This window comes from Rhodococcus sp. B7740, assembly GCF_000954115.1.
Taxonomy (GTDB): Bacteria; Actinomycetota; Actinomycetes; order Mycobacteriales; family Mycobacteriaceae; genus Rhodococcoides.
On record NZ_CP010797.1, the window covers coordinates 607,390 to 625,483 of the forward strand.

General features: G+C 60.3%; 16 protein-coding genes, 1 tRNA gene and 2 pseudogenes. 9 read left to right on the top strand and 10 right to left on the bottom strand.

Going from position 1 to position 18,094, the window contains the following annotated elements:
- The first annotated feature begins 14 nt into the window (after positions 1–14).
- Positions 15–476, top strand: coding sequence for a peroxiredoxin (locus NY08_RS02855; RefSeq protein WP_032394459.1), 462 nt, complete (start codon positions 15–17; stop codon positions 474–476).
- A gap of 87 nt (positions 477–563) precedes the next feature.
- Positions 564–635: transfer RNA gene (locus tag NY08_RS02860), tRNA-Val, on the top strand.
- A 4-nt stretch (positions 636–639) separates the two neighbouring features.
- Here the strand turns inward: NY08_RS02860 and NY08_RS26685 are convergent.
- Positions 640–1,317: pseudogene (locus tag NY08_RS26685) on the bottom strand (transposase); the annotation flags it as partial.
- A 204-nt stretch (positions 1,318–1,521) separates the two neighbouring features.
- On the opposite strand from NY08_RS26685, the gene NY08_RS02870 reads away from it, so the two are divergent.
- A complete protein-coding gene (locus NY08_RS02870) occupies positions 1,522–2,427 on the top strand; it encodes a hypothetical protein (RefSeq protein ID WP_144407308.1) in 906 nt (301 codons plus the stop codon).
- 317 nt (positions 2,428–2,744) lie between these two features.
- Here the strand turns inward: NY08_RS02870 and NY08_RS02875 are convergent, their stop codons facing one another.
- The 4 genes and pseudogenes from NY08_RS02875 to NY08_RS02885 all read right to left on the bottom strand — a co-directional run bounded on the left by NY08_RS02875 (position 2,745) and on the right by NY08_RS02885 (position 6,430).
- Positions 2,745–3,809: a DUF3644 domain-containing protein gene (locus tag NY08_RS02875; protein ID WP_082073673.1), complete on the bottom strand. Its 1,065-nt coding sequence runs from the start codon at positions 3,807–3,809 to the stop codon at positions 2,745–2,747.
- Positions 3,810–3,953: 144 nt separating this feature from the next.
- Positions 3,954–4,243, bottom strand: a pseudogene (locus NY08_RS26380) (5,10-methylene tetrahydromethanopterin reductase); the annotation flags it as partial.
- A 289-nt stretch (positions 4,244–4,532) separates the two neighbouring features.
- Positions 4,533–5,060 carry a hypothetical protein gene (locus tag NY08_RS02880; protein ID WP_144407309.1) on the bottom strand — a complete coding sequence of 176 codons (528 nt, stop codon included), beginning with the start codon at positions 5,058–5,060 and terminating at the stop codon, positions 4,533–4,535.
- A 224-nt stretch (positions 5,061–5,284) separates the two neighbouring features.
- Positions 5,285–6,430, bottom strand: coding sequence for an IS3 family transposase (locus NY08_RS02885; protein ID WP_235387084.1), 1,146 nt, complete (start codon positions 6,428–6,430; stop codon positions 5,285–5,287).
- A 191-nt stretch (positions 6,431–6,621) separates the two neighbouring features.
- Between NY08_RS02885 and NY08_RS25790 the strand changes: the two genes are divergently transcribed.
- Together NY08_RS25790 and NY08_RS02895 are read left to right on the top strand one after the other, a co-directional pair.
- Positions 6,622–7,305: a hypothetical protein gene (locus NY08_RS25790; RefSeq protein WP_144407310.1), complete on the top strand. Its 684-nt coding sequence runs from the start codon at positions 6,622–6,624 to the stop codon at positions 7,303–7,305.
- Positions 7,306–8,522: 1,217 nt separating this feature from the next.
- Positions 8,523–9,197, top strand: coding sequence for a nitroreductase (locus NY08_RS02895; protein ID WP_045194812.1), 675 nt, complete (start codon positions 8,523–8,525; stop codon positions 9,195–9,197).
- Here the strand turns inward: NY08_RS02895 and NY08_RS02900 are convergent.
- Together NY08_RS02900 and NY08_RS02905 are read right to left on the bottom strand one after the other, a co-directional pair.
- Positions 9,194–9,622: a hypothetical protein gene (locus tag NY08_RS02900; protein ID WP_045194814.1), complete on the bottom strand. Its 429-nt coding sequence runs from the start codon at positions 9,620–9,622 to the stop codon at positions 9,194–9,196. The genes NY08_RS02895 and NY08_RS02900 overlap by 4 nt on opposite strands.
- Before the next feature lie 44 nt (positions 9,623–9,666).
- Positions 9,667–10,608: an NAD(P)/FAD-dependent oxidoreductase gene (locus NY08_RS02905; protein ID WP_045194816.1), complete on the bottom strand. Its 942-nt coding sequence runs from the start codon at positions 10,606–10,608 to the stop codon at positions 9,667–9,669.
- Positions 10,609–10,712: 104 nt separating this feature from the next.
- Between NY08_RS02905 and NY08_RS02910 the strand changes: the two genes are divergently transcribed.
- Entirely contained in the window at positions 10,713–12,122 is a 1,410-nt protein-coding gene (locus NY08_RS02910; RefSeq protein WP_045194817.1) for an amino acid permease, read from the top strand.
- On the opposite strand, the gene NY08_RS02915 is transcribed toward NY08_RS02910, so the two are convergent.
- Positions 12,119–13,285, bottom strand: a complete 1,167-nt coding sequence (locus NY08_RS02915) for an iron-containing alcohol dehydrogenase (RefSeq protein ID WP_045194818.1) — start codon at positions 13,283–13,285, stop codon at positions 12,119–12,121. The two genes, NY08_RS02910 and NY08_RS02915, sit on opposite strands and share 4 nt — an antisense overlap.
- Before the next feature lie 88 nt (positions 13,286–13,373).
- Positions 13,374–14,867, bottom strand: a complete 1,494-nt coding sequence (locus NY08_RS02920) for a CoA-acylating methylmalonate-semialdehyde dehydrogenase (RefSeq protein WP_045194819.1) — start codon at positions 14,865–14,867, stop codon at positions 13,374–13,376.
- A gap of 112 nt (positions 14,868–14,979) precedes the next feature.
- On the opposite strand from NY08_RS02920, the gene NY08_RS02925 reads away from it, so the two are divergent.
- The 3 genes from NY08_RS02925 (at position 14,980) to NY08_RS02935 (ending at position 17,208) form a co-directional block, all read left to right on the top strand.
- On the top strand, positions 14,980–15,876 hold the full coding sequence (locus tag NY08_RS02925) for a LysR family transcriptional regulator (RefSeq protein ID WP_045194820.1): 897 nt from the start codon (positions 14,980–14,982) through the stop codon (positions 15,874–15,876).
- A 191-nt stretch (positions 15,877–16,067) separates the two neighbouring features.
- Positions 16,068–16,193: a hypothetical protein gene (locus tag NY08_RS26570; protein ID WP_256978899.1), complete on the top strand. Its 126-nt coding sequence runs from the start codon at positions 16,068–16,070 to the stop codon at positions 16,191–16,193.
- Between the two features lie 46 nt (positions 16,194–16,239).
- The gene (locus NY08_RS02935) at positions 16,240–17,208 is read left to right on the top strand and encodes a cobalamin biosynthesis protein (RefSeq protein WP_045194822.1); all 969 of its coding nucleotides are present in this window, start codon (positions 16,240–16,242) and stop codon (positions 17,206–17,208) included.
- Here NY08_RS02935 and NY08_RS02940 read toward each other — a convergent pair.
- Positions 17,149–18,087: an SURF1 family cytochrome oxidase biogenesis protein gene (locus NY08_RS02940; RefSeq protein ID WP_045194828.1), complete on the bottom strand. Its 939-nt coding sequence runs from the start codon at positions 18,085–18,087 to the stop codon at positions 17,149–17,151. The two genes, NY08_RS02935 and NY08_RS02940, sit on opposite strands and share 60 nt — an antisense overlap.
- Positions 18,088–18,094: the final 7 nt, after the last annotated feature.

Genomic DNA, 18,094 nt, shown 5'->3' on the forward strand with positions numbered 1-18,094 from the left:
GAAGACGGTTCTAGATGCCGATCGAGGTTGGCGCGGTTGCGCCCGACTTCACTCTGAAGGATCAGAACAACCAACTGGTCACGTTGTCGTCGTACAGGAACGTGAAAAACGTTCTGCTCGTGTTCTATCCACTGGCCTTCACCGGCACGTGCCAGGGCGAGCTGTGCAAAGTACGCGACGAGTTGCCGACATTCGAGAACGACGAGACTGCGATCTTGGCAATCTCGGTGGGTCCGCCTCCGACCCACAAGATCTGGGCTGCAGAACAGGGTTACACCTTTCCGCTGCTGTCGGACTTCTGGCCGCACGGTGAGGTTGCTCAGGCGTACGGCGTGTTCAACGACAGCGCCGGCTTCGCCAATCGTGGAACGTTCGTGGTCGACAAATCCGGAATCATCCGGTTCGCCGAAATGAACGGACCCGGTGAGGCTCGCGACAGTTCGTCGTGGGCCGAGGCTCTCGCACAGGTGAGCTGACCTGCGGAATTGTAGTTAGAGATCAGACACGATAAATTTCTCCAAGCGTTCCGGTGGCCCGGGGTTGTACCCAGGCCACCGGTACTCGGGCGTATAGCTCAGCGGTAGAGCTCTGGTTTTACACACCAGCGGTCGGGGGTTCGAACCCCTCTGCGCCCACTTCATATTGCTGTTGGTTGGCGACCTGCCCGTTCCGACCGTGCGACGTGCACAGCGTTGTTGAATATCGCCGGGTACACACGCTTGAGCGGCAGGTTCTACCACTCAGTACTCTCATCGACGATTTTGTCGGCGACACGGGAATGGTGTCCTCCGGCTGAGTCGCTCCGCAGATGTCCTGGAAGTGCGCGGACAATTCGCCGGTGGTCAAACCCTTGGTAGTCAAGGACGACATGATTCCGTCGAGACCGGTGAGGCGGCGTTGCCGTTTCACCGGCTGGGTCGACGTGCGACTGACCAAGAAGGGTGAGGCCGTGTGCAAGCGTGCCGGTCAGCTACTTGCCGGGGCGGGAGTTCTTGACGATCGGCGGAGCGAGGGGAGAGTCGGAGGTCGCGTGGGACGTCGATCTCCACCGGCCCGGTCTCGGTGAGCACCGTCTTCGATCGGGTGCCGTTCCGGGAGTCGCCGCTGCCGCGGCTGGCAGCGTTGTGTTTGTCGTAATCGAGATGCTCGGTCATCTCCGCATCCAGTGCGGATTTCCAGGACATTCTTGGTGAGCTGATTCGTAAGCCCATTCGGGCCCATTCACTCCACGCCCTGCTCCTTGGCCTGAGCCAGGAGCTCCCAAGCCAACTGCTTCTGATCCACCACGTCCACCATGGAATTCAGTGTTTCGGGCATCGTTGATTCTTCCCGCCAAGCTCAGTGCTTCGAACCAAGACTAGATCGTGTGCTTATTCGAAAGTCCCTGTAGAACTAGTAACAGGTATGTGGGCATCGGCTCACGACGCATGGTGGGGAGCTTTCTTTATGTCGTACACAGCGCTGGTAGTCCAAATTCTGCTGTCGAGTCCGAGCGATCTGCCAGTCGAGCATCATGGCATCGTGACTAGGGCCGTAAGACGGTGGAACTCCACCCACGGTCGGATCTACGGAATCAACTACAGTCCCACCGATTGGCAAGAAGGTGGCTCGTCTGGCTTCGGTGAGTACGCCCAGGCGGTCTTAAATGAGCAGATCGTCGAGGACTCAGACATGGGCCTAGTAATCTTTACCGACAGGCTTGGTACACCGACGCCGAACTTTCCGTCGGGAACAGCAGAGGAGATTGACCTGCTCCTGAAGGCCGGTAAAGAAGTCGCGATCATCATGAACGAGACGCAGCGATCACCAAGCGGCAGGCCTGACTCTGGCGAGCAGCGCACAGCGTTGGACGCGTACATCAAGCAGCAGCAGGCCAAGGCGTTCATGAGTTCGTACGACTCTGAGGCGCGTCTGACAGAGATAGTCGAGCAAATTCTGACGCGCCTGGCAGTTAAGTATCGGAATGACAGCAGGCCGAGCGCGGAGGCTTCGGCTCCAGATGAAAGTCGGCCGTCTTCCAGTGGGAATGTGCTGTCTTATTTGTCTACAGCTGATCTACCTAGCATCGACGACATCGAACAGGGGATCTGGCCTCGTATTGAGGTCAGCGAATCGCAAAAGACTGATTCTAAAGGGAGACTCAAGTCTTCGAAGAACTGGAAGTTGGTTCTATACAGCACTTTGAACTACGCGGCAAGGAATGTCAGGTTTGTTTATCTTGACAAGGACCGCAACATAGACCAGACATTTGACGTAGTCGGTTCATCACGAGACATGGAACCAATCGGTGTGTTTCCTCCGCGTGGCGAAGTCAGTTTCCCTTTGTATCTGACGTTTGGCTCTTCAACTCAGGCACTGTGTGTAGTTGAGTGGGAAGACCAGAAGGGGCAGGTACACTCATCTGAGGCCACAGTGCGCACTATGTAAGCACGGTTTTTCGAGCGCCGAACTCGTTGTGCCTATTTATGTGGGCTCTGCTGTGTTCATTTTGAACCCGATAGATCTCACTTCCATGTCAACCTACTGTTCGGTTCAGTAAGGACCTCAACGCTCTCTTCATGCTCGGTGGATGCGCTTACTTTGATGCCTGGCGGTGTGGCCTGTTCAAGCCGAACATGCCAGTGACCCTGTTTGACGTGTAGGGCCTCAAGACATCTTTGACCGATCGTCAACCAAAACCGGTGCTGTCACAAATGATGCAATGGTGAAGTAGAAATAGGGTGTGGATAATTGTTGGGCACGCTCTACTTGAGTCGGGGTTCGTGGCCGGTGGCTTCACGGAAACCGTCTGCTGTCTTGCACTTCTTGATCAGCCACTTAACGCATGCATCGGTGTAGAGATAGTCCCCGTGCGCGCTGTCATAGACGCAGAAGTCAGAACGAGTCGACTCTGGTTCATCGGATTTAGATGACGGCCTCCAATTCTGCTTACGCCAGGCCGCGGCCATTTGGGATGAAGCGCCAAAGCGGTACGGGATGGCCTCAGAAACTTTTTTGGCTACAGCACCAGCTCGGTGCTTACCGATATTTGACACCGGTACTTTCTTTTGCTTGGTGATCACGTAACCCTTGTCGGCTGAGATCTTCTGCATCACCTGGCGTTCTTCGTCCGTCAGATCCTTGTCGTTAACAAACTGGAGCGACAGATCGCCCTTCCGGTTCCCGCTTTCGAGCAGAATAGTGAGCCGCATGCAGTAGCGGGGATCGCGTGAAACAGCGTCATCCAACCCGGCGTCGTACTCGGCCAGGAATGTCCTTAAGTCTTTGGGGAGGCTTTTGCTGAGCTTGAGTAGGTCGCTCTTGCCCTGGTCGGTGAAGCCCCCGATGAACACTGGAAAGTGCAGACGATGGGCCAGGGAGTATTCGACTCCTGCAAAGTCAGTTACGAACTCCTCGTAGTTCAGCAACATGGAGTGGCATTCGCCGTTCACGACAGTCATGAGTGCAACATCCGTGCCGGTGTGCCTGTGCTCGATTTTGTTGCGCAGCTTTATGAAGAACTCCAGGTTTGCGCGTGCTCCGGACTGTTGAGCCGGCCACTCCTCGCCGACGAACCACTCCAAAGGTTGCGACATTCGCTCGCCGTTGATCTGTTTGTAGCGCCGAGGCCTTTCTGACCGTAGTACGTGGTAGTTCTTGACATCACGAAGCCACTTGGACTGAAACGCGTAGAGCCAAGCGATGTGCATGTGGATGATGAAGCCTTCGAGTGCCCGGTCGCGGCCAGGATCATTGAACAGGCTGACAGCGAGCATCGCCTCTTGCTGAGACGCCCTCAGCAAGAGCTTCCAACGTTGTGGACGTGCCATCTGATACTCGATCTCCAATCGACGCCGAATCGCCCGCCGTGAGCGTCAACTGTGGCGTAGATCAATCCTGCCAGACGATAAATCACGAGGATGCTGAGGCGTGTTCGCCGCCTCTAGCCAGCCAAGCAAACAGCCTCGGGGACGGGTTCGATGAGGAGACGGCTCGGCCAGTTATTCCGGGCACCGTGAAGTGCTCGCCGCGGTGGCGCATTCGATGGACCTTGGCAGAGTCGGTAAACACCGGTCTTGCGATCACGGACCACGGCATCGTCGTCCCAAGACGCCTCTCACGACTTTTAGAGCACCTCGAGACATTCGTCGGCGTGGTCGTAACGATACGTCGCGCTTCAGCTTATCGTCGGATCCCATGTATTGCGCCGCCGAAGGAGGATAACCGGTGACGCGTTCCACCCGATGCGGCCGTTGGTCAGATGGTAACGCCGAAGTTCGACAACAAGGTCTACCCGATCGTTTCAGTGATGCGCGACTTCAACCCTGACCCTAGAAACTGTGGCGGAAGCAAAAGATTGGTACACCGCTCTCGACGAACGCGTTCGCAAGTTCTGCAGACGATGCATGGCAAATTTGTTAGGCTGAATAAATCTTTAAAGACGGTGATGTATTCGAAGGGGATGATGGCAAGACAACCAACTTAGACGACGGCGATGTGCAAGGAAGTCCTCTTCATGCGAGCTTCAGGTGCGCACTCATACCACTGTTGACCTAGTTTGCGTCTGTGCCCAAGTCGGCTCTAGCGCGGTCGATGAAGTTGTCGTAAAGTCGTTGGTCTCCACCAGTTTCGAAAAGCAAGCTTTGATCGTAGGTCTCTAGTTCGAGTGTGACACTAATTGGGTCGGGCTGGAAGCCGCCGGTCATGGATATTAACCGGGTAACTGCAAGGTAACTTCTGACTTTTAAAATGTCACTGGCTATGTCGCCGATTTCCTTGCTGCCAACAAGCTGGACGGTTGCTAGCTTGTTGGTAAGATCCTCGATTGTGCTTTGAAAACTTAAGATTGCATCACGAAACTTCTCATCAGGTTCAGCATTAATGTTCAAATCAAAGTGGTCGCGATTATCAACTGCAATGGCGGCAAGCAGTGAGCTATAGAAATCAGAATAAGCTTGCCGCCGTTCTTGCACAAAAAACTGTTCAGTTTCATTTATCGCTGCCGCTTCACTCTGATTTCCGCCAGCTTGGAAGGAAAGAATGCCAGCAGCTAAGGCGCCTATTAGGCCTATGATTCCCACGAGGAGCGTTGCACCAATGCTTCGCAACCAGCCTGAGTTTGGCGATGAGGGGACCGGGGGCAGAGGCGGCAATGCAGGCAAAGGAGGGACTGGAGGTAGAGGGCGTGCTCTTGGCGGCATTCCGTGGATGCTAGCAACTTTCAACTGGACGCACTGTCGTTCGTTTGACTATTGATGAATTGTTGCCTTTGCTACATTTTTGGGTCAGATATGAAAACAGGACTCTATAACTTCACAATCGAGCAAGGAACCACGTTCAAGCGGACGTTTACCTGGAAAGGGGACTGCCCCGAGTTCAGTTGACTCGTGGGGTTGAGTGATTCAGGCCGCCTGTGCGGTCCGGTTGATTGTCTCAAACTCAATCGGAGTGAGCTTGCCGCGGCGCCGTTGACGGCGCTTGCTGTGATAGGTCTTTCGATCCAGGTCACGATCGCCAGTCGTAGTTGCTCGCGGGTCGACCACCGCTGGCGGTCGAGGACGTTCTTCTGCACGAGTGCGAAGAACGACTCCATCGCGGCATTGTGACCGCACGCCCCGACCCGCCCCACGGAACCTCGTAACCCGTTGCGCAACAGGGCATGTACGAACTTCCTGGACCGGAATTGGCTACCGCGATCCGAGTGAACGGTAGTGCCCAACGAGCCTCTTTGCGCCACAGCATTATCCAATGCGGACACCGCCAACGAGGCCTTCATCCTGGAGTCGATCGAGTAGCCGACGATCCTGTTCGACCAGACGTCCTTGATCGCGCAGAGATACAGTTTGCCCTCGTCGGTGCGGTGTTCGGTGATGTCGGTCAGCCACAGCTCGTCCGCGGCCTGTGCGGTGAACTGACGGTCGACGAGGTCATCGTGGACCGGCGGGCCGGCTTTCCTGTTCAGGCCTCGCTTCTTCGAGAACACCGACCAGATGCGTTCTTGTGAGCACAACCGCGCGACCCGGTTCTCGCAGGCGGTGATGCCGCGGTCGGGTAGCTCGTCGGCGATGAAGCGGTAGCCGAATGCGGGGTCGTCGTCGTGGATCTCCCGAGCAATGTTGATCAGATGTGCATCATCCCAATCTCGCTGCGGGACTGGCTCTTCCTTCCATTTGTAGAACGCTTGGGTGGAGAATACGAGAACCCGGCAGGTCACTGTGACGGGTACTCCGTTGCCAGCAAGGTCGAGGACCAGCGGATACATCATTTTGGGTTGACGTCCCGGGACAAGTAGGCGACCGCGCGACGCATGACCTCGGCTTCTTGCTCGAGCAGCTTGATCCGTTTGCGGGCTTCTCGTAGCTCGGCGGACTCGTCGAGGCCTGTCTTCTCGGCGGTGCCGCGTTCGATGCCGTCGTCGCGGTCGGCGATTTTGAGCCAGCGGTGCAGGCACCCTTCGGAGATTCCGAAGTCCTTCGCGATCTGACGCAGCGGGGCCTCGCCTTTGCGTGCGACCGCGATGACGTCGCGGCGGAACTCCTCGTGGAATGCTTTCGGCATGGTGAACATCCTTCTACCGTGAGGAGCGATCCTCACAGATCAGATGTCAACCAAAGCCGGGGCGGTCCCGTCACACCACCTGACGTGATCGTGAATATGCCCAGCACAGGATTACCTGGTTGGCTTGCACCTGTCATTGCAGGTGTCTTCACGCTCGTTGGTGTTGGGGCAACCTTGTTTGTGAACTCAAGACTACAAGACAAAAAGAAAGAATTGGATCACAAGCAGCAAGTTCACAAGGATGCACGCGAGTGGAGCGAAAAGGTTCTCAACGCGGGAACAAATATTTTTAAGTGGGTCCAAAGGCAGGAGACGAAGACGTTAAGGATGCCAGTACGGGAAGGGACTCGTCACGCGGCAGATCTAGCAGACAATTTATCGAGCGTTTTTAACGGCGTCGACCTGTATTTACCCGAAGAATCCAAACCATTTGCAGATAAGTACTTCCAAGAGGCGATTCTGCTCTGTCTACCAGTTTGGAACCAAAACGGCTATGCCAATAAAAAGTCCGATTTTGTCGAAGCGGAGCGGCAGCTTGTCAACGAAATACGTCGACTAGGCGACCTCCCGCCACTGTCAAAGCCTCCAGTGGAGTTTAAGACATACGCAGAATCTCGCACCGCAGTGAACGAAATGTTCGGAGAAGGAATTCGAGCACACATGGAGTTCTTAGGGTTCGAACGTGAAGACATAGAAGAAATGCTAGCGAGAGCGAAAGCGTCGAGAAAGGAGGGGGATGTCGAATCCGAGGCCGGAGATATGGAATAGCGACCTGCAGCGGGCGTCTATTCTAAGCAACACTGATTTTCTATTTCGATGGAGTGGACGGTTTGGTCGGCGCGCCGTTCTTAGCTGCCTCCTGAGCAGCTTTGACAGTGTCTTGGCCTTCCGCCTTGGCGTCAGCTAGTCCTTTCTTTGCAGCGCCGCGTAGCTCTTGAGCATGGGCTTTTGCTTCCTCAAGCTCGCTGACTTCAACGACGGACTTCTCACGGTTCGGGTCTTCAACCGTGCCGGCAGGATGAGGTCAGCTACAGCCTCATCTTCCTTCGAAATTGTCACCTCTTTTATAGTCTTAGCCGTCGTTTTTGATCGGACTTAGTATTGTATGTGATTCACTCATTTCACCCCCCTGTGGAATCGCTTTTTTAACTATGTACAAACGCTTCTGGCATTAAATTGGTAGTTGCAGTCGTCGTGCGCAACGATCTCTGTGAGAATTTTTTCTTCTCTTCACGAGTTGCGAAGCGCCCACCGTCAAGTTGGAACCTATAGCCACCGTTGATCTCTTTGAGTCCTGGTCGTGGCGTGACGTAGGCGAACACAACGTCCTTGCCCCATGCAGGTGCAAACGTCTGCGCAAGTTCCTCAACTGACGTGTCGTAGCGAGCGTCGCCTACGAGAAGGTTCTGATGCCGTATGGACGGAGGAGGATCAAGAGCAGATCTTTGGTGACTGTGCCACCGACTGCGTACTGTTCGAGTGGGCAACAGAATTCATTCAAGCGCAAGCTGGTTCCAGCGCATCGAACGAGCGTGCATATGTCCTGGTACGGATGCGCACACATCCCGACGCGTTCGAGTCAGCAAGTATTCAGGGCAGCGTCCGGTCGGAGGTCACGCCTGCGCGCGATGAGCCCGGACTATTGGCACGATCCACTGCGCCCGGTGCTCCTCGGGCAGTCGATCACCCTTTGCCGAAAACCATGTGGCGCAGCTTGCCCGGCGTGTATTCGGTGCGATAGACACCGCGGCGATGTATTTCCGGTACGACGTACTGCAGATGTCTGATCGGAGACGATGGTGAGCAGCTGATCGATCCGCGCGGAATACGAGTCACTGCCTGGCCAACCACCCGCAAGTGAAAGACATCCTGCTACCCCTGCAGTAGCGGTACCCTGCGCCCGACGGTCCAGCAGCTGACCGTCGGGCGCAGCCGTGGTGTTACCTTCGACCCGCACCCGACAGCACTGACACGAGGCGGACGACGTGACCCGGTACGACGCGCTGACAGAACTACTCGACGAGCGGTACTCGTGCCGGCAGTTCCTGCCGAAGCCGGTCCCTCACGAGGTCCTCGCGCAGCTACTCACGGCCGCCCAGCGAACTCCCTCCTGGTCCAACACCCAGTCGTGGCAGATCATCGTCACCGAGGGCGATGCCACCCGAAAGTTCTCCGAGGCCTTGCTGGAGCACGTGGCATCCGGGGCACCGCAACCGGACTTCCCGTTCCCGGCGAACTACAACGCCCTGCACCGAGCCAGACGACGCGAATGCGGTGGCGCACTCTACGAGAGCATCGGGGTGGTCAAGTCCGACACCGAGGCAACGACGCGTCAGTTCATCCGCAACTACGAGTTGTTCGACGCACCGCACGCGGCCATCATCACCACCGACGCCGATCTGGGCACGTACGGGGCCGTCGACTGCGGGTTGTACCTCCAAACCTTCCTGCTTGCTGCGCAGAGTCTCGGTCTCGGCGCCATCGCGCAAGCAGCATTGGCCGCGTACTCACCGTTTCTACACGAATGGTTCGACATCCCGGACACCCGAAAAGTGGTGGCCGGCATCTCCTTCGGCTACCCCGACGAGACACATCCGATCAACGGATTCCGCACCAGCCGAGCGCCTCTGGACGAGACGGTGACATTCGTCAGCAGCTAGGGAGCGAGCTGCGGGCCGAACTTCGTCTCGATCTCGGCGAAATACGCATCGGCCAATGCGACGAACCGCTTCTCGTCGAGCGCGATTCGATCGCCGACGGCGTATCCGAGAATGCTTTTCGCAGGATCGAGATTTATGGTCGGATCGCTGGTCATGACGTCGTCGGCAGTCGTCATCGACGCCGCCAGGACTCGGACCTCGTTGAGTGGATTGCCGTTCTTCTTCTCCTGGCCGCGCATGCGGTGGAGAAAATAGACCTCGAGCGTCAGGACGAGATTGTTGAAGAAAGCGACGTCGAATGCCTCGTCCACGGCAGTCGTCGTCGTTCGATTCGACGCGACCGCACGGTATGCGGCGAGCTGAGAATCGAGGCGCGCACGGCAGGTGTCGATGTATTCGCGGGAGTACGACTTCACGGACAGCACGCGGGCGATCTTAATCCGGCTCGTGGTCCGACGCCGGGCAAACGTCAGTGCGAAAGGCGGCGCACGAGTTCTCTGCCCACGTCCGTCCCCGAACGCCAGGCGCTCTCGACCCGGGGCACTCCGGACTCGCACCACTGATCGCCGGCCAGTCCGACGAAGCGTCCGTCCTGGTGCTGGAGCTCGAAGTTGGAATCGTGTTGCGCCGCAGGCTTGGCGAAGGTCCACCTGTGGGCGTGGGTCCACGCGGGGTCCGCCGAGACGACGGACAATTCGCGTAGCGCGTCGAGAACCGGGGCGATCGCCCCGTCGGGGTTGTCCAGATGCTGCTGCGCGCGCCCCGACGTCGTGTGCGCCACGAGAACCGGAGCGCCGTCGCCGCGCCGGGCACCGTCGTCGACGACGAAGTCGATATCGGGATGATCGTTGACGAACGCCGCATCTCGAAAGGGAATGTCGAGTCCGTCGAATCCACACGCCACCGCGATGACCGGGTCGTAGTCGACGGCATCGGGAACGGCGGTCAGTCGCGTCGCCTGCGGATCCGGCATCGCCACCACGACGTGGCCGTCGGGAAGGTCGGTCAGCTCCGTGGAATGTTCGATGTCGAAGCCGTCGAGCATGTTTCGCACCAAGGATCGAAGCCCGTTCGGGGTCGCCCAGCGAACCGGGCCGGTCGTCGTGCACGGAACCGTTTCGGGTTTGAGAATGCCGAACGTGTTGGCCCACTGACGCGCCAATCCACCCGACTCCCAGTCGGCCACGACCGTCGCAAATTCTTGATCTCGGACGGTGAAGTAGCCCGCCCCCAGATCGACGCGACGGCCGTGCAACTCGGGCGAGGACATCCGCCCACCCGGAGCGCGGCCTCGGTCGACGATGCGAAACGGTACGTCCGCGTCGCGGAGAACCCGCGCGCAGGCCGCGCCTGCTATGCCCGCACCGATGATGGTGACCGGATCGGAGATGATGCCCGCTTCGGAGTTCATCCGTCCAGTATGCCGGGATTCGTCCGAATATCTCTGTACCACCGGCTGTCTGGACATATCGGTCACCCGCTGCGTCTGCGTTCACTTTGTGTTCGACTACAGGGATGGCCATTACGGAGAAGCCGGATACCGGCGAGAACGGACTCGGCACCAGCCTCAAGCCACGGCACGTGACGATGATCTCGATAGCCGGAGTCATCGGCGCAGGTCTGTTCGTGGGTTCGGCCAACGCCATCGCGACGGCAGGCCCAGCGGTGCTGCTGGCGTACCTGTTCGCGGGAACACTCGTGATCCTGGTGATGCGCATGCTGGGGGAGATGGCGACGGCCAATCCAGACACCGGCTCGTTCTCCACCTATGCCACTCGCGCCCTGGGGCATTGGGCCGGATTCTCGGTCGGATGGCTGTACTGGTGGTTCTGGGTGTTGGTGATCCCGGTCGAAGCCACCGCGGCTGCATCCATTCTCACGAACTGGCTCGGCGGCGCGCAATGGATGTGGGCATTGCTCATCGTCGTTGCCCTCACCGCGACCAACCTGATCAGCGTCGGCAACTACGGCGAGTTCGAGTTCTGGTTCGCCCTGGTGAAGGTCGTGGCCATCATCGCGTTCATCGGCCTCGGGATCGCGGCGATCTTCGGGTTGCTACCCGACTCGGAAGTCAGTGGTGTCGACCAACTCTGGGCCTCGGGGGGTTTCATGCCGCTGGGCTTCGGCGCGGTGATCGCGGCCATGCTGACGACGATGTTCTCGTTCATGGGCTCGGAGATCGTCACCATCGCCGCTGCCGAATCCAAGGATCCGGCCAAGGGAATCACCCGCGCCACCAACTCGGTGATCTGGCGAATCTCGATCTTCTACTTCGGTTCCATCTTCGTCATCGTCGCATTGGTGCCCTGGAACGAACTGGATCCCAATACGGGCTCGTACCAATTCGTCCTGTCCAAGATGGGGATTCCGCACGCCGAGACCATCATGGACATCGTCATTCTGACCGCGGTTGCGTCGTGCCTGAATTCGGCGCTCTACACCGCGTCGCGCATGCTGTATTCGCTCGGCGATCGAGGTGACGCACCCAGGGCGGTCAAGAAGATCACGACGAACGGGGTGCCGTGGGTTGCGGTGATCGCCTCGATGGTGCTCGGGTTCCTCGCGGTGGTCGGAAACTACATCCTGCCCGAGAAGCTCTTCACCTACCTGCTGGCGACCACCGGCGCCGTCGCGCTGTTCGTCTACCTGGCCATCGCCAGTAGCCAGCTGGTGCTGCGGCGTCACCTCGACCGCGACGGCGAACGCCCCGCCGTTCGGATGTGGCTCTACCCGTGGCTGACGTACCTTGCCATCGGGTTCATCGTCTTCGTGCTGGTGATGATGGTGGTGCGGCCGGAGCAGCGGTCGTCCATTCTGCTGTCGGCAGTGCTGGCGGCCGTGACCGTTATCGGTGGAATTGCGGTGCAACGCCGAAATGCGCGGCGCGACACCGTGGCCGCCCGCGCATCCGGTTCTCCCGACTAGATTCCCGCGTACACCTGCCGGTACAGGTCGACGATCTGCTCGGCTGTCGGCACCACCGGATTGTTGCCCGGGCTACCCGAGGCCAGCGCCTGCTCGGCCATCAGCGGCAACAGCTGGTCCCACTTCGCCTTCTCGATCCCGAAGGTCTCCGGAGTCGGAACCTCCACCTCACGGCACAGTGTGACGATTGCGTCCTGCAACTTGCCACCGGCAAGCTGATCCGAGTCGCTTTCCGACGCCGCGCCCAGTGCGCGGGCGCAATCGGCGTAACGCGCCTGGGCCCCGTCGATCGAGAATGCCGTGACGGCAGGCAACAGCATCGCGTTGGAAAGCCCGTGTGCCACATGGAAATGCGCGCCGATGGGTCGACTCATACCGTGCACCAGGCAGACGCTCGCATTGGAGAAAGCCATTCCCGCCTGCGTCGAGGCATGCATCATCGCCTCGCGCGCCTGCCGGTCGTCGCCGTCCCGATAGGCCCGCAGCAACGACGTCCTGATCGTGCGAATCGCACTGAGGGCCAAACCGTCGGAAATGGGGTTGGCCTTCTTGCTCACGTACGCCTCGATGGCATGAGTGAGCGCATCGACGCCGGTATCGGCCGTCAAGCGCGCCGGCATCGACATCGTCAACTCGAAGTCGATGATCGAAGCAATCGGCAGGAACGACAGCCCGGGGCACAACATCTTCTCGTCCGATGCCACGTCGGTGATGATGGTGAACTGAGTTGCCTCCGAACCACTTCCGGCCGTGGTAGGTATAGCGATGATCGGTAGCGCGGGGCCGGTCGACAGCACCGGAGCCTTGAAGTCCCGCATCGTGCCGCCCTGCACCGCGAGAATGGCCAGTGCCTTGGCCGTATCCATCGGACTGCCGCCGCCGAACCCGATGATCGAATCGGCCGAATGCTGCTGCACCGCGTCGAGGCCCGCGACCAAGGAATCGGTCGTCGGATCGGGAACGGTGCCCGAGAACAGTGCCGGGGTCTTCCCGGCCTCGGTCATGATCTTCATCAAACGATCCGCCGAGCCGTTACCGGCCATGAACGCATCGGTGACGAGCAACGGCCGTGACACGTCGAGATCGGTCAGCACCGTCCCCAGCTCTTCGACGGCACCGCCGCCCAGCTTGAGGAACCGAGGAAACGAGATGTTGGAAACCATGGTGTGCTCCTTCGCGAGGTGACCATGTGCGCGGAACTTCGTAACCTGCTACGAAGTTCCGCGCACATGGGCTGGCTGTTTTCGGGGCTCAGCTGTTCTCAGGGAAGCCGAGGTTGATGCCGCCGTGGCTCGGGTCGAGCCAGCGGCTGGTGACGGCCTTTCCTCGGGTGAAGAAGTGCACTCCCTCGGTGCCGTGGGCGTGGCTGTCGCCGAAGAGCGAGTTCTTCCAACCGCCGAAGCTGTAGTAGGACATCGGAACCGGGATGGGGACGTTGATGCCGATCATGCCGACCTCGACCTCGTTCTGGAAGCGTCGGGCCGCGCCGCCGTCGTTGGTGAAGATGGCGGTGCCGTTGCCGTAGGGATTGTCGTTGATCAGCTGCAGCGCGTCGCCGTAGGTGTCGACGCGAACGACCGACAGGACGGGTCCGAAGATCTCGTCGGTGTAGATGCTCATGTCGGGAGTCACGTGGTCGATCAGGGTGGGGCCGAGCCAGAATCCGTCGGTGCCACCGTCGGGCTGGACGGTGCGGCCGTCGACGACGAGGGTGGCGCCTGCCGCTTCACCTGCATCGACGTACGAGGCGACCTTGTCACGGTGTGCCTTGGTGACGAGCGGACCCATGTCTGCCCCTCGGGTGCCGTCGCCGGTGACCAACGGTGTTGTCCGCTCGGCGATCTTGGCGACGAGTTCGTCGGCGATGCTGCCGACGGCGACGAGGGCGGAGATGGCCATGCAGCGTTCGCCTGCGGAGCCGAAGCCCGCGTTGACCATGGCGTCGGCGGCGAGATCGAGATCTGCATCGGGGAGGACGACGGCGTGATTCTTGGCTCCGCCCAGGGCCTGGACGCGTTTTCCGTGGGCGGTGCCGGTGGCGTAGACGTACTGGGCGATGGGGGTGGAGCCGACGAAGGAGATCGACTTGATCTTCTTGTTCTCGAGGAGCTCGTCGACGGCAACCTTGTCGCCCTGCAGGACGTTGAAGACGCCATCGGGTAGGCCTGCCTCGGCCCAGAGCTCGGCGAGCCAGATACTGGCGCTCGGGTCTTTTTCGGACGGTTTGAGGACGACGGTGTTGCCTGCCGCGATGGCGATGGGGAAGAACCACATCGGGACCATGGCGGGGAAGTTGAAGGGCGAGATGATGCCGACCGGTCCGAGCGGTTGACGGATGGAGTAGACGTCGACGCCGGTCGACGCGTTCTCGGTGTATCCGCCCTTGAGCAGATGTGCCATGCCGCAGGCGAATTCGACGACCTCCTGGCCGCGGCCGATCTCACCCAGGGCGTCGGAGAGAACCTTGCCGTGTTCGGCGGTGATGATGGCGGCGAGCTCGTTCTTCTTGGCGTTCAACAGCTCTCGGAAGGAGAACAGGATGGAGGTGCGCTTGGCCAGTGAGGTGTCGCGCCACGCCGGGAATGCGGCTGCGGCGGCGTCGATGACCGCACGGGCATCGTCTGTGTCGGCCAGGGTGAGCGTTCCGGTGACCTCGCCGGTGGCGGGGTTGGTGACGGGGGCGGTCCGGTCGGAGACGCCGGAATAGGTCTTTCCATCGAGCCAGTGCGTGATGACGTCGGTCAACGTTCGATCCTTCCATCGGTGTGTCTCGAGTCTCACTTGTACGGATGCACATGTCAAAGGCCAAAACCGCAGATCGCTGTGCAGAAATGCACACCGGCGATAGTCTCGGTAGGTGTTCAACGCAGACCATCTCCGCTACTTCCTCGAAGTGTCGAGGACCGGGCGTTTGACCGACGCCTCGCACACTCTCGGTGTCGACCACACCACCGTCGGTCGGCGCATCACGGCTCTCGAGAAGTCGGCCGGGCAGCGCCTGTTCGACAGAACGCCGTCGGGTTGGCGACTGACCGAGGCGGGTCGACGCCTCGTCGCATACGCAGAGACCGTCGAGTCGACACTCATCGCGGCGTTCGAGGATCAGACCTCGGACACCGGCTCCCTGCGAGGAACCGTGCGGATCGCGGCCCCGGACGGTTTCGGAGCGTTCGTGCTGACACCGAAACTGGGAGTACTCCGAGACAAGCACCCCGATCTCGACATCGAACTGGTCACCGCCACCGAGCACAACTCGCTGGCCACCAGGGAGTTCGACATCGCAATCACGTTGGAGCGGCCGTCACCGAGGTTCGTCACTACCCGCAGGTTGGCGACGTACTCCCTCGAGCTCTATGCGTCCGCCGAGTACCTCGCCGCGATGGCACCGATCAGGACCGTCGACGAGCTGCGTGAACACACACTGATCTCGTACGTGGACGCGCTGCTCGATGTGGCACCGCTGCGCATCCTGGATGCGATCCTGCCGGAGGGCCACGCTCAGATTCAGACCAACAACATCACCGGGCAGTGGATCGCAGCGAGATCCGGTGTGGGGATTGCGCCCCTGCCCAGCTATATCGGTGAGCCGGACGGGGCCCTCGTGTCGGTGCTGCCCGGTGTCGTCTCGGTCGAGCGCACGTATTGGACGGTGGTACCGCGAGAGCTGACCGGACTCGCGCGGGTGAAAGCCGTCGACGAATTTCTCCGGTCGGTCGTGACCGACGAACAGCATCTGTTTCCTGTGCCGCAGTAACGACGGGACAAACGCACATCCCGAGAGTGTCGGTGGCCGTTGATATTTGGACGATCCGATGAGACCGACGTCTCGTGACCACGGACACACGTGACGCCGACCTCAAAGGCGTGGGAATCGCCTTACTCGCGGGTAACAATCTGTTACGCCCACATCCGCTCGGCGGATCCACACGAGATTCTGGGGGAATCATGACGATGTTCGTAATGGCAGCAGTCGGCTTCGTAGGAATGGCAATCGCCCTGCTCAACGACGGAAGCGACATCGACTTCCGCAACCGTCAACTGGCAGGTGCGTACCGTCACCGCTGGGCCTGACAGTCCGGTGTCCTGAGCCCGGTGTGCAGTTGGCAAGATTCGTGGGATGTGGACACACCCCCGAGCGATCGGCTTACTGGTCGGCTACGGCCTCGATCGAGTGTTCGCAGACCCGAGACGCTGGCACCCGGTCGCAGGATTCGGGACCACGGCACTGCGCGTCGAACGCGCCCTCTACCGCGACAGTCGAGCCTCGGGCGTCGTCCATGCGGCCGCGCTGATCGGCTCGATGACCGCACTCGGCGTCGCGTCGAGTCGCGTGGCCGCCCGTGTGGGTGCACCTGCTGAAGTTGCTCTGGTCGCGGCGGCTACCTGGGCCGCGCTCGGAGGCACGTCACTGTCGAAGGTGGGGCGGCAGATGGCCGACCATCTCGACAACGACGACCTCGAGAGCGCACGCGCACTGCTTCCGTCACTGTGCGGTCGAGATCCGGAACCACTCGACTCCGACGGTCTAGCACGCGCCGCACTCGAGTCCATCGCGGAGAACACCTCCGATGCGACGGTCGGCGTGTTGGTGTGGGGAGCGCTGGCCGGGGTGCCGGGAATTCTGGCCTACCGAGCGAGCAACACGCTCGACGCGATGGTCGGCTACCGCTCGCCGAAGTATCTGCGCTTCGGTTGGGCCGCAGCACGAATCGACGACGTCCTGAACCTGCTGCCGGCCCGCGTCACCGGCGTGGCGACGGTCGTCGCAGCTCCGTCGGTGCAGGGTTCGCCCGCCCGAGCCCTGAAGATGTGGCGACGCGACGCCGCGCAGCACCCCAGCCCCAACGCAGGTGTCGCGGAGGCGTCGGCTGCCGGGGCACTGGGGCTGCAACTGGGTGGCAGAACGCAGTACCGACACGGCGTCGAGATCAGGCCGACACTCGGTGACGGACACGCGCCGACCGCACGCGATCTTCGCCGATCGGTCGCACTGTCGAGCCGAGTGCAAGAACTGTCTGCGGTCGCTTCAGCGATTCTTTCCGTAGCGATCGGCCAGGCGAGGATCCGACGGCGTCGTCTGGCGTGACGCCGCGCGTGCCCTCGCTCGCTTCTCGCGACGCGTGGGCAGCGTGAACTCTTCTTCCTCGTCCGGACCGGCCTGAGCCGGACCGGCCTCGTTCTCGCGCTCGGGCTCGGTATCCGGCTCGCCGGGGATCGCGTCCGCGAGTTGTGCACGCGCATTGCGGCGTTCCCGAATCTCCGCCCGAGCGAAATAGGCCAGACCCAACGGTGCCATGATGCCGAACGCCAGCCACTGCAGACCGTAGGACAGATAGGGGCCTGCGTCGGTCTGCGGCAGTTCGATCAAGCCGAGACCGCCCGGCTGACCGTCGTCGAGCTGGAGATATCCGTCGATGGCGTCGACTCCTACCGCCGCGCCGATCTGTTCCGGGTTGATGTTGTAGACCTGCAGTCGACCGTCGTCCTCGACGGGCTCGCGCGAGGTGCCCTCGGCTTGTCGTACCCGTGCGTTCAGTGTCACGTCACCGGTGGGGGCCGCCTCGAACTCGGGCGCTCTGGTTCCTTCCACCGGCAGTACGTATCCGCGGTTGACGAGCACGGTGGGCCCGCCGTCGATTACGAACGGGGTGATGACCTCGTATGCGGGCTGATCACGGATGCTGCGCAGCCGCACCAGCACGTCGGAATCTGCGACGTAGGACCCGGGGGCGATGACCCGACGCCACTCGTCCTCGGCCGGAAACCCGTCGGCGGTGAGAACGTCCGAGATCGGTACCGGATCCGCGTCGACGGATCGGGTGATCAGATCGTTGCGCTCGGACGTCGAGGTGTTCTTTCCCAACTGCCACGGAGCGAGCACGCTGAAGCACAGGAATGCGAAGGCCAGCACCACCGCAGCCAGCACCAACCACTTGGGTCGCAGCAAGAACGCTAACTTGTCCACGCCACCA